Below are 15,075 nucleotides of genomic sequence, written 5' to 3'. Positions count from 1 at the left end.
CGAATCCGGACTTAGTGGCGGCCCTGACCACCGGTATCGGCGGCATGGTTTTGCAGGTATTTGAGCAGGGTGCGCTCCTCTTCCTTGCTCAGGCGATAGTAGGCAGACATCGCCTTGAGTCCCGAAATCCAGCCGTTGGCAGTGAAGTGAGCGGGATCCGGTGCGCCGTGGCAGGAGTTGCAGGTGGATTTGTACATCTCGCCGGCGTAATCCCAGATCGGCTTGAGCGAGGACTCAAAGCCCTTGCCATCGACCCAGGCCTGCACCTGAACCTGCTCCCACTTGATATGGGTGGCGCTGTCGGTCTCCTGCTTGAGCACTTTCTCGCTCGCTTTCAGTTCGTCACGGATGGTGGCGACGAAGACCCGCTTGCCCATGTATTCGCTCAGCACCCGGCCCTTGCCATCGCTCTCGCGCCACCCTTCGATGGTCACCTTGAGGCGATCGCCGCTGCGGTCCACCACGTCGATGCGGGAGGCGGGCAGCAGTTTGCCGACCGGGTCGCTGCTCTGTTCGCTGGCGTAGAGATCTTTTTCACCCAGGTTGTAGAGGGTCTCGGCGGCTGGCGCCTCTTGCGCGTCGTTGACCAGGGTGGCGTAAGTGGCCCGGAAGCCGCCCGCCATGTTGGGCAGTTCGTGGGCGATGCCTTTGTGGCACTCGATGCAGTTCATGTTCTTCGCCGCCGCATCTTTCATCGCCAGCGCAGCCGCCGGGGACTGCTTGGCGTGATCCATGTTGTCGTAGCTGTGGCAGGACTTGCAGGTCTTGGAGTTCTGGCTGCTCATCCGTGCCCACACCTTCTCGGCCAAATGCAGGCGCCTGTCCTCGAACTTCTCCTGGGTGTCGATGCTGTGGCCTATGTACTCCTGATAGAGGTCGTTGGCCGCCTCCATCTTGCGGGCCACCTTGCCGACAAAGTCCTTCGGCTGGTGACAGTCGGTACAGACCGCCTGTACCCCTGAGGCATTCTTGAAGTGGATGGACTCCTTGTACTCCGGATAGACGGTGTCTTTCATGGAGTGGCAGGAGATACAGAATTCGAGGCTGCTGGTTTTCTCAAAGCCGTAGTGCAGGCCGACGGTGCCTGCTAGGGTGACGCCGACGCCCACCAGAAGCAGCGCCAGTACCGACCAGCGACGGCTGGGGGTGCGCAGGAAGTGCCACAGTTTTTTCATCATGCTCTCTCACATCACTTTTTTGATGGGAGCCATGATAGGGAGGCGTTGTGAACAGGGCTGCCGCCACAAATTAATGAAATAGGGGTATTTATGACAAAATGTGAATAGAATAATCCTCCCTTGTTGACCATCGTGAACCCTGCCCATGAGCTACCACATTCTGGTTGTTGAAGATGATGCGGTTACCCGCGAGAAGCTGACCGGCTATTTCGAGCGGGAGGGCTATCGGGTGACGGCGGTCGAAAACGGCCAGGAGATGCGCGCCGTGCTGGCAGAGCAGCCGGTCGATCTGGTGATGCTGGATATCAATCTGCCGGGGGAAGATGGTCTGCTGCTGACCCGTGAACTGCGGGCGCGCAGCACGGTTGGGATCATTCTGGTCACCGGCCGCAGTGATGCGGTAGACCGGATAGTTGGTCTCGAGATGGGGGCCGACGACTATGTCACCAAGCCATTCGAGCTACGGGAGTTGCTGGTGCGGGTCAAGAATCTGCTGTGGCGGATCTCGCTGGCGGCCGCCGCGCCGAGCGAGCCTGCGGTGGCTGACGATGCGGTGCGCTTCGGCCCCTGGCGTTTTGACATCCCCCGTCGCCAGCTCAGCAAGGACGGGGTGCCGGTGCGTCTGACCAAGGCCGAATATGAAGTGCTGGTGGCCTTTGTCGCCCATGCCGGGCGGGTGCTCAGTCGGGAGCGGATCCTGACCCTTATCAGCCATCGCGGCGATGGCCCGAGCGATCGCACCATAGACGTGTTGATCCGGCGGCTGCGCGGCAAGATGGAAGAGGATCCGCGGGATCCCCAGCTGTTTGTCACCGTCCATGGTGAAGGCTATCTGTTTGCCGGCGAGATAGCCTCCTGACCCCGTTGCGGTGGCCTTGACCTGTTTGACCGGGTATCAGACCGGCGGGCGGGTATCAAATTGCGGGCAGTCGTCGCCAATCTGGTGCCAGGGCGCCTTGGATCCGACGAAGATGTGAAACGCGGGTCGCTGGCTCGGCACATCGTCCAGTACCCCGAGGCGCAGGTTGATCTTGCCGCTGCTGCTCTTCTGGCTGAACAGGCTGGAGCCACAGTGACGACAGAAGGCGAGGGTGGTCTCTGCCGATTTCCGGTAGCGGCCGATGGCCTCTTCCCCCTTTACGATGGTGACCTTGTTGCCATCCAGTCCGCCGACCGAGGCGTAATCTCCCCCTGAAAACTTGCGGCATTCGCTGCAGTGGCAGTTCCCCATATAGTCGAACTGATCCGGCAGGGTCAGGGCGACGGCGCCGCACAGGCAGCTGGCATGTAACTCTTTCATCTCTTCTCCTTGAGTGTGCTGATCGGATTTGGAACGGCTATTCGACCCGATAGACGGGACGAAAAGCGCCATCCGAGAGGGAATCGGCGGGGTCGGCCAGCGGCGCAGACAGCGTCAGAATGGGTGGCCCCATCACCCGCGGGCACTGTTCGGCATTGGCATCAGGGTGTTGCAGCAGGCAGACCGCCTGAGCGACCGCAAGGCGCCCCTGCAGCCGCATCTGATCGCTGTTGGCGGCCAGGATCTTGCCCCGGTGCAGGCCCCGCTGTATCCCGTGGCTGAAGTAGGTGCTCAGCACCTGGGGCCTGTCGAGATGGCGCTGCGCCAGCTCGTTGACCGCTACTTCGGCGGCGATGGCGCCCCCCACCAGATAGTCGAGGTCGGGATAGCGGGCCAGCGTCTGCTGCACCAGCGTGCGCTGGATTTCCCGGCTGTTGTCGCCGCGCTCGGTGGTGACCAGCTTGATGGCGCTCCCCTTGATGGCGTCGGCAAAGCCCGGCTCGACGAAATTGTTGCCGCCGCTTGCCTGCGGGCCGGGGAAGAGGGCGACCGAGACCGGCTTGCTGCCGGCGGGGTGACGCTGCGCCAGCCAGTGGCCGATTTGCCAGCCCATCTGGTACCAGGAGACCCCCACCTTCGCCTGCACCAGACCGCTGGGCAGATCGTTGACCAGACCAAAGAGCGGCAGCGGCGTGGCCTTGATGGCCTCGCGCAAGCCCTGATAGCTCACCGCGCCGAGCAAGATGGCGTCGCTCCCTTCCTGCACGCAGCGCTGCAACTGCTGGCGCTGCTCGGCGAGGGCGCCATAGCCCCCTGCTTCGTGGATCTGCAACTTGACTCCCAGCCGCTTCGCTTCGTCCACCATGCCCTGATTGACCGAGAGCCAGTAGGCGTCGCGCAGATGGGGGTAGAGTGCACAGAGGGTCAGGGGTTTGGTTGCGGCGGCGGGTTCCTGCCACTGCTGGCGCAGCGGCTGGCCGCTGAATTCGCCGCCGGGCCAGATATCGACCGCAAAGGCGAGGGCGGCGTGGGGAAGCATTAGCAACCAGATCAGCAACAAGGGGGAGAGATAGACGCTTCGCATGGCCAGGGGTTTTGTTAAAGTGTTGGGCCATATTATCCGGTCAAAGCCGACCACAACCAAGGGACTTCCCGTGAGAATCTTTTCCGGCCTGGGTGGCAAGTTGCTGCTGGCCTTCTCCTTGATGGCATTACTCACACTGAGTGCCTCCCTGCTGGGGTGGGTGGGGCTTAGCCATCTGCGCCAGCTAGAGCAAGGGGTGCAGCAGACTCTGGCGGATCAGGAGCTGGCCCGCACGCTCTCTCGCCTCAGCGGCGAGATCCAGAGCACGTCGCGGCTGCTGGCCACCGCAACCAGTGAGCAGGAGCGGGAACATCAGGGACGCTTGCTCACTCTGCAGGGGCAACAGCTGCAGCAGGTGCTGGCGCAACTTGGTCGTGGGCAGGGTTCAACAAGCCTCGATCAGCTCAGTCAGAGCATCATCGGCAATCTGGGCCAGCAGGGCTGGCTGGTGGGAGAGCGTCTGACTCTGATGGCGCAGGGTGAGGCGCAGCGGGCCCGTCTGGTGGCGGCGGCCGGACAGATCGCCGAGCTGGCGCGCAGCCAGATGGAGAACGCCGAAACCGTGATGGTGGCGGGATTGGGTTCCCTCTACCAACAGCAAGGTGCGCAGGCGACCCGGACGCTGGACCGCCTGCTGGAGCAGGACCTCGACTGGCTGGAGCAGATGACCGAGCTGCGCCATCGCACCCTGATGCAGCAGCAGCGCATCGAGGAGATGTGGCGCAGCGAACGGCAGGAACAGTTGCAAACGCTATTGCAAGAGGGGCAGCGGGAGCTGGCTATCTTGCAACTGCGGGCCGGGGCAGTGACCGATCCTGCCCGCCGGCAGGCGGTGGAGCAGGCGCTGACCGTGCTGGCGCAAAGCGACAAGCTGGTGCAACTGCGCAGTGACTGGCTCGGCAAGGGGGAGGCGCTGCGGGTGCTGGCCAATGCCAATGAAGCCCTGATGAGTAGCCTCAACCAGCAGGTCGGTGAGCTGGTCAGCCGTGCCCGCGATTCGCTGGGGCAGAGCCAGCAGGCGCTAAGCCAGCGCCTCAGGCTGCTGGAGCAGGCGCTGATGGGCATTGGCCTGCTCACCCTGCTACTGCTGATGCTGCTGATGTGGCGCATGGTCTACGGCCGGATCGTCTGGCCGCTGCAACGGGCGGTGGCGGGGATGAGCCGGTTGGCGCGCGGGGATCTGGCTCCCCTTGAGCCGATCGCCAGTACCGGGCGCGATGAGCTGGCGGAGTTGGGGCGGGCCTTGCAGGTGTTTCGTGACAATGCGGTTGAGCTGGGCCGTTATCAGCGCGAGCTGGAGTCGCGGGTCGAGGAGCGCACTGGCCAGCTCAGCCACGCCAACGAGCGGCTCAATGAGGAGGTGGAGAAGCAGCGGCAGGCCCGCGCCGAGGCAGAACAGGCCAACCGCGCCAAGTCGGTGTTTCTCGCCACCATGAGCCACGAGATCCGCACCCCCATGAACGGCATTCTCGGGGGCCTGACGCTGCTGGAAGATACCCACCTCAGCGATACCCAGCAGCGCTATCTGGCCGCCATCGAGCACAGCGGCGAATCCCTGCTGGAGATCCTCAACGACATTCTCGACTACTCCAAGATAGAGGCGGGCCATGTGGAGGCGCGCCGCGAGCCCTTCCCCCTGTTCCAGCTGGTGGATGAGCTCAGCGCGTTGTTTCGGCCAAAGGCAGAGGCCAAGGGGTTCACCCTGGCGCTGGAATATGCGCCCGGGCTGGCGCCTGTGGTCGAGGGGGATCTGGGCAAGCTGCGGCAGGTGCTCGGCAACTTGCTCGGCAATGCAGTCAAGTTTACCGCCCGTGGCCAGATTACCCTGACGGTGGCGCCCCTTGTCTGTCACGGCCCTTGTGCCGAGCCCTGCATCCGCTTCGTGGTGCGCGATACCGGCCCCGGCATTCCGACCGATGAACAGGAGGCGGTGTTCGAGGCGTTTCGCCAGCGCAAGCGTGATATAGGCCATCAGGGCGGCACCGGGCTGGGACTGGCGATCAGCCGCAAGCTGGTGACTGCCATGGGGGGCGAGCTGAACCTTGTCAGCGAACCGGGCAAGGGGTGTGAATTCAGCTTCAGCCTGCCCTTGCAACGCTCGAGTGCCCAGCTGCCTGCCGAGGCGCAACCGCTGCACCTTGGTCAGTCCCGCGACATCCTGCTGGTGGAGGATAACGAGATCAACCGGCTGGTGGCGCACGGCATGCTGACCCGCCTCGGCCATCGCGTCACCCTGGCGGAGGATGGTCGCAGCGCGCTGGCACTGGTGACCGAGCGCTCCTTCGAGCTGGCGCTACTCGATATCAATCTGCCCGATATGGACGGTATGACCCTGCGCGAGGATCTGGCCGCCATCAGTGAGGAGATGCATGAGCGGTCGCTGCCCGCCATCGCCATCTCGGCCCAGATGTATCCGGAGGATATCCGCCACTGCCTTGCCGCCGGCTTTGTCGATTTTGTCGGCAAGCCGGTGCGGCTGGCGGTGCTGGCGAACGCCATCGATCAACTATTTCGGCAAGAGGGCGCCTCTATCGAGCCGCAGGTGCAATTATCTGCAGCCGCGTCCTCAACTAACCAGCCTGAGTGGGCCAATCCGGTGCTGGATGCCGATCTGCCCCTGCTCGGCATGGCGCGGATCCGCCAGCTGGTCGCGCTGTTTGAGTCGCAAGGGCGGGTGTTGGTAGATAAGTTGGCTCAGGGTGAGGGAAGTGAGCAACGTCAGCTGGCGCACAAGCTCAAGGGGAGTGCGCTGGCGCTTGGGTTGACCGAATTTGCCAGCCACTGTGCGTCTCTTGAGGCGGGATGCGGGGAGCCTGCGGCAATCGGCGGGCAATTTGACGCGGCGGTGAGCGGGTTGCAGCAGTGGCTGGCGGCCAACAGGGGGGCGCCGTTCTGATCCCAGCTGGCGATGCACAACGTTCAGAGGGGGCCAGCCCCTGCGCCGTTATTCTATTTCGCGAAACAGCACCTGCTTGCACTTGGCACAGACCCATTCCCGGCGAAAATCGGTCAGGTGCACCATGCCCACCTCCAGCAACTCGTGGTGGCCGCAGTGATAACAGAAGATGATGTCGCCATCGACTGATTCAGGGTGGGCCGCCAGATAGTCGGCTTTGGTGGGGAGCTGCTCCCACGAGGTGGTGGGGACATGCTTGCGTTGGCTGGTGTAGTAGACCCAGTAGAACAGAAAAAAGACAGCCAGGATCACGAATGTCAGCAGATGGTCCATCTTGAACTCCTCCGGTTAGGTGCAGCCCCTCGGATGCATGGCTGCAATCAGCTCCATCATCATTAAATTTGTTTCGAATGAATATGTTACAGGATGGATAAAGAGGGCGTTGTGATCCCCTTCGGGTTTTGCCCGCCCGCAGCGGGATGAAAAATGTGCCGTTTGGCGGAGCGGCCAGGGTATTGAACGGGGAGGGAATCTTGCTTTTTACAACATAAATTCAACATTTTTTTAGGTGGTTGGACTGTCTCTTTGATCCAGCTCACGTTACAATGCCCGCGCCCACTTCACCTAACGCGCAAACGATTTTCAGGAGAGAAACGGATGTTGAAACGTGACATGACCATCGCCAATTATGATCCGCAATTGTGGCAGGCCATCACAGACGAAACCCGTCGTCAGGAAGAGCATATCGAGCTGATTGCGTCTGAGAACTACACCAGCCCCCGTGTCATGGAAGCCCAGGGCTCCCAGCTGACCAACAAGTACGCCGAAGGTTACCCCTCCAAGCGTTACTACGGTGGTTGCGAGTATGTGGATGTGGTCGAAACCCTGGCCATCGAGCGCGCCAAAGAGCTGTTCGGTGCCACTTACGCCAACGTGCAGCCGCACTCCGGCTCTCAGGCCAACAGCGCCGTTTACATGGCTCTGCTGCAGCCGGGCGACACCGTACTGGGCATGAACCTGGCCCACGGCGGTCACCTGACCCACGGCTCTCCGGTCAACTTCTCCGGCAAGCTTTACAACATCGTGCCTTACGGTATCGATGAGTCCGGCAAGATCGACTACGACGACATGGAACGTCAGGCTGTCGAGCACAAGCCGAAGATGATGATCGGTGGCTTCTCCGCCTACTCCGGCATCGTTGACTGGGCCCGCATGCGCGAAATCGCCGACAAGGTCGGTGCCTACCTGTTCGTCGACATGGCTCACGTGGCGGGTCTGATTGCCGCTGGCGTCTACCCGAACCCGGTTCCCCACGCTCACGTGGTCACCTCCACCACCCACAAGACCCTGGCCGGTCCGCGCGGTGGTCTGATCCTCTCCGCTGCTGACGACGAGGAGCTCTACAAGAAGCTCAACTCTGCCGTCTTCCCGGGTGGCCAGGGTGGCCCGCTGATGCACGTCATCGCCGGTAAAGCCGTTGCCTTCAAAGAGGCGCTGGAGCCGGAGTTCAAGACCTATCAGGCTCAGGTCGTGAAAAACGCCAAGGCGATGGCTGAGACCTTTATCGAGCGCGGTTACAAGATCGTCTCCGGCGGTACCGACAACCACCTGATGCTGGTTGACCTGATCGGCCGCGAGCTGACCGGTAAGGATGCTGACGCTGCGCTGGGCAAAGCCAACATCACCGTCAACAAGAACTCCGTGCCCAACGACCCGCGCTCCCCGTTCGTCACCTCCGGTGTACGTATCGGTACCCCGGCCATCACCCGCCGTGGTTTCAAGGAAGCCGAGTCCATCGAGCTGACCCACTGGATCTGCGACGTACTGGACAACCACGACAACGATGCTGTGCTGGCCACCGTACGCGAGAAGGTGCTGGATATCTGCCGCCGCTTCCCGGTCTATGGCTGATAAGTCAGACCATCCGGTTTGAGACCAATGCCACCTGCGGGTGGCATTGTTTTTTCTGGCTTTTACCGGTTTTGGATGGCCGTGCTACACTGGCCGACCTAGATCCTGGCCCGCCGGGCCGGTCCCTGTTCCATTAACGCCGGAGGTCCGATGCATTGCCCATTCTGTAGTGCGGTTGATACCAAGGTGATCGATTCCCGTCTGGTGGCAGAAGGCCATCAGGTGCGCCGCCGTCGTGAGTGTCTGCTCTGTCACGAGCGTTTTACCACCTTCGAAATGGCCGAGCTGGTGATGCCCCGCGTCATCAAGTCCAACGGCTCCCGCGAGCCGTTCAATGAAGACAAGCTGCGTGCCGGCATCCTGCGGGCGCTGGAGAAGCGGCCGGTGAGCATGGAGGCCATCGAAAAAGCGGTCAACCATATCAAATCCCGCCTGCGTGCCACCGGCGAGCGCGAAGTCGCCTCCGAGCTGGTGGGCAATCTGGTGATGGATGAGCTCAAGAGTCTGGACAAGGTGGCCTATATCCGCTTTGCCTCCGTCTATCGCAGCTTCGAAGATATTCGCGAGTTCGGCGAAGAGATTGCCAAGCTGGAGAAGTAAACCGCCATTCTCACCCATGTTGCCGCGTCCGATTACGCTGCGCTAATCGAACCTACGATACTGCGTAAAGCCGAGATGTGTTGTCAAAGGAGCCCGAATGTTTAGTCAAGATGATTACCAATGGATGAGTCGGGCCCTCGAACTGGCCCGCCGCGGCCGCTACACCACGGCCCCCAATCCCTGCGTCGGCGCCGTGCTGGTCAAAGATGGCGTGGTGGTTGGCGAAGGGTGGCATCAGAAGGCGGGCGAGCCCCATGCCGAGGTTTACGCCCTGCGCGCCGCCGGTGACAACGCCCGTGGCGCTACCGCCTATGTGACCCTCGAGCCCTGCTCCCACCACGGCCGTACCCCTCCCTGCGCCGAGGCGCTGATCAACGCCGGGGTGGCCCGGGTGGTGGCGGCCATGGTTGACCCCAATCCCCAGGTTGGCGGACGCGGCCTGCGTATGCTCTCCGAAGCGGGGATCAAGACCGATTTCGGCCTGTTGGCGAGTGAAGCCGAAGCGCTCAACCCGGGCTTTTTCAAGCGGATGCGTACCGCCTTCCCGCGGGTGACCGTCAAGTTGGGAGCCAGCCTCGATGGCCGCACCGCCATGGCGAGCGGTGAGAGCCAGTGGATCACCTCCCCGGATGCGCGCCGCGATGTGCAACGACTGCGGGCCCGCCACGATGCGGTACTCTCCAGCGCCGAAACCGTGCTGGCTGACGGTGCCTCCCTGACCGTGCGCTGGGACGAGCTGCCCCCCTCGGTCAAGGCGAGCTATCCCAAAGAGACCCTGCGTCAGCCGCTGCGGGTCATCGTCGATTCGCAAAACCGGCTCACCCCGGATCTGCCGATGTTCCAGAGCGAGAGCCCGGTGCTGCTGGCTCGGCACAAGGCGTCCTGCGAGTGGCCCGAGTGGGTGCAGCAGCTGGAGCTGCCGCTGCTGGATGGCAAGCTGGATCTGGTCAGCCTCTTCATGCTGCTGGCCAAACAGAACGTCAACTCGGTGCTGGTCGAGGCGGGCCCGCGGCTGTGCGGTGCTCTGCTGGAAAAAGGGCTGGTGGATGAGCTGGTGCTCTATCAGGCTCCAAAATTGATGGGTGACGAGGGGCGTGGCCTGTTCCATCTGCCGGGCCTGACCCGGCTGTTCCAGGCGCCCAAGCTCGCCATCAAGGACGTGCGCATGGTGGGGCCGGATATTCGCATTACCGCCAAAATAGCCTGATTTATCAATGTTCAAGGGGGCATAATCAGCCCCCGTCATCAGCAAGGTGATCTGCATGTTTACCGGAATTATCGAAGCGGTGGGAACCCTGGCCGAACTGCGTCGTCAGGGCGATGACATGGCCCTCACCGTCCACGCACCAGGTCTGGATTTTAGCGACGTCAAACTGGGCGACTCCATCGCCACCAACGGCGTCTGCCTCACCGTGGTGGCGCTGGGCGACAAGAGTTATACCGCCGACGTGTCGCTGGAAACCCTCTCCCGTACCGGTTTTGCCGCCGCCAGAGTGGGCGATCGGGTCAACCTCGAGAAGGCGCTGATGCCCACCTCCCGCCTCGGCGGCCATCTGGTCTCCGGCCACGTGGATGGGGTAGGGGAGGTGAAAAGTGTCTCCAGCAGCGGCCGCGCCATCGAGTACTGGATCAAGGCTCCGGGCGAGCTCTCCCGCTACATCGCCGAGAAAGGTTCCATTGCGGTGGATGGCATCAGCCTCACCGTCAACGCGGTGCAGGGGGACCTTTTCCGCCTGACGATCGTGCCCCACACCGCGCAGGAGACCACTATTGCCAGCTGGAAGCCGGGTCACAAGGTCAACCTCGAGGTGGATCAGATCGCCCGTTATCTGGAGCGGCTGATGATGGGAAAAAGTCAGGAGAGCAGCGCCTCGACCCTGACCATGGAGACGCTGGCCAAGGCCGGTTTTCTCTGACGGTGTGCGCTGAGTCTGGCCACCAAAACGATTTTCTGTGATCCCGCTCTGATTGAAATGGAGCCGCTAGCCCCAATCTAGAGCAACATACACACGCATTTGCGTTGAGCCTGCGGGCTCAACCCCCAAGCACACTGATGGAGTAGCCCATGGCGCTGAGCACAACCCAGGAAATCATTGCCGATATCAAGGCTGGCAAGATGGTGATCCTGATGGATGACGAAGACAGGGAGAACGAAGGGGACCTCATCATGGCCGCCTCCTGCGTCCGTCCGGAGGATATCAACTTCATGGCCCGCTACGGCCGTGGCCTCATCTGCCTGACCCTGACCCGGGATCGCTGCAAGCAATTGGCGCTGCCGCTGATGGTGGATCGCAACAATGCCCAGTTCTCCACCGCCTTTACCGTCTCCATCGAGGCGGCAGAAGGGGTGACCACAGGTATCTCAGCCGCCGATCGTGCGGTGACCGTGCAGGCGGCTGTCGCGCCCAATGCCAAGGCGGCCGATCTGGTGCAGCCGGGCCACATCTTCCCGCTGATGGCACAGGATGGCGGTGTGCTGACCCGTGCCGGTCACACCGAAGCTGGTTGCGATCTGGCCCGTCTGGCCGGTTTCGAGCCTGCCGCCGTCATCGTCGAGATCCTCAACGAAGATGGCACCATGGCGCGCCGTCCGGATCTGGAGGTGTTCGCCGAGGAGCACGGCATCAAGCTTGGCACCATCGCCGATCTTATCGAGTACCGCAACCAGCACGAGACCACGGTCGAGAAGGTGGCCGAGTGCAAGCTGCCGACCGAGTTTGGCGAGTTCGACCTCATCACCTTCCGCGACACTATCGACAATCAGGTTCACTTCGCCCTGAAAAAGGGTGAGGTGCAGGCCGATCAGCCGACGCTGGTGCGGGTTCATCTGCACGATGTGCTGAGCGATCTGCTGCTGACCGACCGCCATGCAGCCCGTAGCTGGCCGCTGCCCAAATCCATGGCCCGCATCGCTGACGAAGGCGGCGTGCTGGTGATTTTGGGGGCGGAATCCCATGGCGCCGAGCTGCTGGCTAGGGTCAAGGGTTTTGAAGCCGCCGACAAGGGGTTGGCACCGGAAGGAGCCAAGTGGCAGGGCACCTCGCGCCGGGTGGGTGTCGGTTCCCAGATCCTCAAGGCGCTCGGCGTGAGCAAGATGCGCCTGTTGAGCTCGCCGAAGAAGTACCATGCCCTCGGTGGTTTCGGTCTGGAAGTGGTTGAGTACGTCGGCGAGTAAAGCTCCACCAGAGAAGTACCATCCCCTTCCGGGTGGTTTCGGTTTGGAAGTGGTTGAGTACGTTGGCGAGTAACGTTCTACCAGAGAAGTACCATCCCCTTCCGGGCGGTTTCGGTCTGGAAGTCGTGGAATTTACCGGCGAGTAAGCGCGCCGGACTGGTTAAATCGCGATCATGGCCGTCTATTGCGGCCATGGTTTTTGTCGTGGGTCTGTTGTGCTAGAATGTGCGCACTTTTGACTCCGGCCCTTTTGATTGCACAGATACAGGATTTCCAATGAAGGTTATCGAAGGAAATATCGCCGCTCCTGAGGCGCGCGTTGCTATTGTTGTTGCCCGTTTCAACAGCTTCATCAACGACAGTCTGGTGAACGGCGCGGTGGACGTACTGAAGCGTCAAGGTCAAGTGCAGGACAGCAACCTGACACTGGTAAAAGTGCCGGGCGCGGTTGAAATGCCATTGGTCATCAAGAAGCTGGCCAAGAGTGGTCAATACGATGCCATCGTGGCGGTCGGTACTGTCATCCGTGGCGGCACCTACCACTTCGACCTGGTGGCAAACGAGAACAGCAAGGGCATGGCCCAGGTAATGATGGAATATGAAATTCCCGTTGCCTTCGGTGTGCTGACCACTGAAAACATTGAACAAGCCATCGAGCGTGCAGGTACCAAGGCGGGTAACAAGGGTGCAGAGGCTGCACTGGCAGCGCTCGAAATGATCAACGTCCTGAAAGAACTGGACGTGTAACGAGGAGAAGTACATTGAAACCGTCTGAGCGCCGTAAAGCCCGCCATTGCGCCACCCAGGCCATCTACCAGTGGCAGATGACCAAGGCTAACGTGGGTGACATCGAAGAGCAGTTCAAGATCGATCAGGACACCAAGGGTGTAGACCTGAACTATTTCCGCGATCTGCTGTTCGGGGTAGCCCTCCACTGCAGCGAGCTGGACAAGGTGTTTGCACCTTTCCTCTCCCGTCCGCTGGAAGAAGTGGACATGGTGGACAAGGCGATCCTGCGTCTGGCGACCTACGAGCTGACCCGTCGTGATGATGTACCGCCGCGCGTGGTCATCAACGAAGCGATCGAGCTGGCCAAAGCTTTTGCTGCCGATGACAGCCACAAGTTTGTCAACGGTGTACTGGACAAGGTGATCAAGTCGCTGAACAAGCGTTGATCCTGCTGTCCGTCAGCATCTAAGAGAGGAGCCAGCTTATTGCTGGCTTTTTACTGTATGGGTGAATTTGAGCTGATTGATAAGTACTTCAAGGTCCCCCACGCCCGCAAGGACGTGGTGATGGGCCCTGGAGATGACTGTGCCCTGCTGACCCTGCCCCCCGATACCCAGCTGGCGGTGAGCACCGACACTCTGGTGAGCGGCGTACACTTCTTTCCCGACATGGATCCGGTGGATCTCGGCTACAAGGCGCTGGCGGTCAATCTCTCCGATCTCGCCGCCATGGGGGCCGAGCCGCGCTGGGTGTCGCTGGCGCTGACCCTGCCTGCCATTAACGAAGGTTGGGTCGCCGGTTTTGCCGAAGGGTTTCTGGAGCTGGCCGAGTACTACAACGTCGCGCTGGTGGGCGGAGACATGACCCGCGGGCCGCTCTCCATCACCATCTCGGTGAAGGGATCGGTGCCTGCCGGTCGCGCCCTGATGCGCAGCGGCGCCAAAGCGGGTGACGGCATCTATGTCACCGGCACTTTGGGGGATGCCGCGCTGGCGCTTTCCCACCTGCTGGGCAAACGCACCCTCAACGAGAACCAGCTGGCAGCTGTGCTGCCACGGCTCGACCACCCCCATCCCCGCATTCTGGCCGGTCAGGCGCTGCGCGGGCTGGCGGGTAGTGCGCTGGATCTCTCCGACGGTCTGGCATCGGATCTCGGCCATATCCTCAAGGCGTCCGGTGTGCGGGCCCAGATCGATCTCGATATGCTGCCGCTCTCGCCGGTGCTGCAGGATGCGGTGAGCGAGCAGGAGGCGTGGCAACTGGCGCTGGCCGGTGGCGATGACTACGAGCTCTGCTTCACCGTACCGGAGGAGCACCGCGGCGCGCTCGATACGGCGCTGGCCCACAGCGGGGTCAAGTTCAGCCGCATCGGCCGCATCGTGGCGGGCGAGCCGGGCATCGACTACCTGCGTGGCGACCAAGCGGTCGAGCTGCAACTGAAAGGGTGGGATCACTTCGCATGAGTTTGTTAAGGATAAAGCCCGAGCTGACACGACTGGATCTGAAAAATCCGCTTCATTTTTTGGCGGTGGGGTTTGGTTCCGGTCTCAGCCCCAAGGCGCCAGGCACCATGGGCACCCTGGCGGCCATTCCGCTCTACCTGCTGGTGAGCGGTCTGCCGACCTATTGGTTTATCGCCTTGCTGGCGGTGGGTTTTGTTGTGGGGATCCGTATCTGCCAGAGCGCCACCGATGCCATCGGCATGCCGGATCATGGCGCCATCGTCTGGGACGAGGTGATCGGTTTTGGCGTCACCATGATCGCCGCGCCAGCCGGCTGGGAGTGGGTGGTGGCGGGCTTCGCGCTGTTCCGGTTGTTTGATGTGCTCAAGCCCTGGCCCATCTCCTGGTTTGATCGCCGGATCCACGGTGGTCTGGGCATCATGCTGGACGATCTGATCGCCGGCCTGTTCGCCCTGTTTTGTATGCAATTACTGGCATTCTGGCTCGGCTGAGAGCCATCTTCCGGGGGATGACCGTTCTGGCATCCCCCGATTTATATCTGCTTAATTTTCATTCATCGGCATATGCTGCCGTTTATCATCCATTTCACATAAATATTCACTACTCATTCGGGGCTGGTGATTGTTTTGGAAATAGTGATAAATGCTGCTTGTTGCGTTGTTGTTGAAATTAAAGTAATGATACCAATAGATGTACGGACGCACCGGCCATTTGTGTGATGAAAATCATCATTTATCTC

15 protein-coding genes are annotated in these 15,075 nt (G+C 61.4%); 11 read left to right on the top strand and 4 right to left on the bottom strand.

Going from position 1 to position 15,075, the window contains the following annotated elements; all coding sequences use genetic code 11:
• Positions 1-11: 11 nt before the first annotated feature.
• Positions 12-1,178 carry a pentaheme c-type cytochrome TorC gene (torC, locus tag G5229_RS18110; RefSeq protein ID WP_421209913.1) on the bottom strand — a complete coding sequence of 389 codons (1,167 nt, stop codon included), beginning with the start codon at positions 1,176-1,178 and terminating at the stop codon, positions 12-14.
• 145 nt (positions 1,179-1,323) lie between these two features.
• Between torC and torR the strand changes: the two genes are divergently transcribed.
• The gene (gene torR, locus G5229_RS18105) at positions 1,324-2,037 is read left to right on the top strand and encodes a two-component system response regulator TorR (RefSeq protein WP_421209911.1); all 714 of its coding nucleotides are present in this window, start codon (positions 1,324-1,326) and stop codon (positions 2,035-2,037) included.
• 36 nt (positions 2,038-2,073) lie between these two features.
• Here torR and G5229_RS18100 read toward each other — a convergent pair whose 3' ends face one another.
• Entirely contained in the window at positions 2,074-2,478 is a 405-nt protein-coding gene (locus G5229_RS18100) for a GFA family protein (protein ID WP_005338893.1), read from the bottom strand.
• Positions 2,479-2,515: 37 nt separating this feature from the next.
• On the bottom strand, positions 2,516-3,562 hold the full coding sequence (torT, locus tag G5229_RS18095) for a TMAO reductase system periplasmic protein TorT (RefSeq protein ID WP_421209909.1): 1,047 nt from the start codon (positions 3,560-3,562) through the stop codon (positions 2,516-2,518).
• 70 nt (positions 3,563-3,632) lie between these two features.
• Here torT and torS point away from each other — a divergent pair, with 70 nt between their 5' ends.
• Positions 3,633-6,458, top strand: coding sequence for a TMAO reductase system sensor histidine kinase/response regulator TorS (gene torS / locus G5229_RS18090; protein ID WP_421209907.1), 2,826 nt, complete (start codon positions 3,633-3,635; stop codon positions 6,456-6,458).
• A gap of 48 nt (positions 6,459-6,506) precedes the next feature.
• On the opposite strand, the gene G5229_RS18085 is transcribed toward torS, so the two are convergent.
• The gene (locus G5229_RS18085; protein WP_088870031.1) at positions 6,507-6,791 is read right to left on the bottom strand and encodes a hypothetical protein; all 285 of its coding nucleotides are present in this window, start codon (positions 6,789-6,791) and stop codon (positions 6,507-6,509) included.
• 324 nt (positions 6,792-7,115) lie between these two features.
• Between G5229_RS18085 and glyA the strand changes: the two genes are divergently transcribed.
• The 9 genes from glyA (at position 7,116) to G5229_RS18040 (ending at position 14,827) form a co-directional block, all read left to right on the top strand.
• Positions 7,116-8,369, top strand: coding sequence for a serine hydroxymethyltransferase (gene glyA / locus G5229_RS18080; RefSeq protein ID WP_128816070.1), 1,254 nt, complete (start codon positions 7,116-7,118; stop codon positions 8,367-8,369).
• Positions 8,370-8,519: 150 nt separating this feature from the next.
• Positions 8,520-8,969: a transcriptional regulator NrdR gene (nrdR, locus tag G5229_RS18075; protein ID WP_005338880.1), complete on the top strand. Its 450-nt coding sequence runs from the start codon at positions 8,520-8,522 to the stop codon at positions 8,967-8,969.
• 97 nt (positions 8,970-9,066) lie between these two features.
• The gene (gene ribD, locus G5229_RS18070) at positions 9,067-10,176 is read left to right on the top strand and encodes a bifunctional diaminohydroxyphosphoribosylaminopyrimidine deaminase/5-amino-6-(5-phosphoribosylamino)uracil reductase RibD (RefSeq protein ID WP_421209906.1); all 1,110 of its coding nucleotides are present in this window, start codon (positions 9,067-9,069) and stop codon (positions 10,174-10,176) included.
• Between the two features lie 55 nt (positions 10,177-10,231).
• Positions 10,232-10,885 (top strand): riboflavin synthase, encoded by a 654-nt coding sequence (locus G5229_RS18065; RefSeq protein ID WP_005349507.1) that lies wholly within the window; start codon positions 10,232-10,234, stop codon positions 10,883-10,885.
• Positions 10,886-11,034: 149 nt separating this feature from the next.
• Entirely contained in the window at positions 11,035-12,144 is a 1,110-nt protein-coding gene (gene ribBA / locus G5229_RS18060) for a bifunctional 3,4-dihydroxy-2-butanone-4-phosphate synthase/GTP cyclohydrolase II (RefSeq protein ID WP_005358461.1), read from the top strand.
• Between the two features lie 276 nt (positions 12,145-12,420).
• Entirely contained in the window at positions 12,421-12,891 is a 471-nt protein-coding gene (gene ribE / locus G5229_RS18055) for a 6,7-dimethyl-8-ribityllumazine synthase (protein WP_005338866.1), read from the top strand.
• Between the two features lie 14 nt (positions 12,892-12,905).
• Entirely contained in the window at positions 12,906-13,319 is a 414-nt protein-coding gene (gene nusB, locus G5229_RS18050) for a transcription antitermination factor NusB (protein ID WP_005343514.1), read from the top strand.
• 57 nt (positions 13,320-13,376) lie between these two features.
• Entirely contained in the window at positions 13,377-14,336 is a 960-nt protein-coding gene (gene thiL, locus G5229_RS18045) for a thiamine-phosphate kinase (RefSeq protein WP_323914540.1), read from the top strand.
• Complete coding sequence (locus tag G5229_RS18040) at positions 14,333-14,827, top strand: phosphatidylglycerophosphatase A (RefSeq protein ID WP_421209903.1); 495 nt, start codon at positions 14,333-14,335, stop codon at positions 14,825-14,827. Before thiL ends, G5229_RS18040 begins: the two co-directional genes overlap by 4 nt.
• Positions 14,828-15,075 lie beyond the last annotated feature (248 nt).

Origin of the sequence: Aeromonas sp. 602396, assembly GCF_049173735.1 — a bacterium.
In the GTDB taxonomy this organism is placed as follows: domain Bacteria; phylum Pseudomonadota; class Gammaproteobacteria; order Enterobacterales; family Aeromonadaceae; genus Aeromonas; species Aeromonas veronii_A.
The sequence above is the reverse complement of the archived record's forward strand: the minus strand, read 5'-3'. Positions and strand labels throughout refer to the sequence as shown.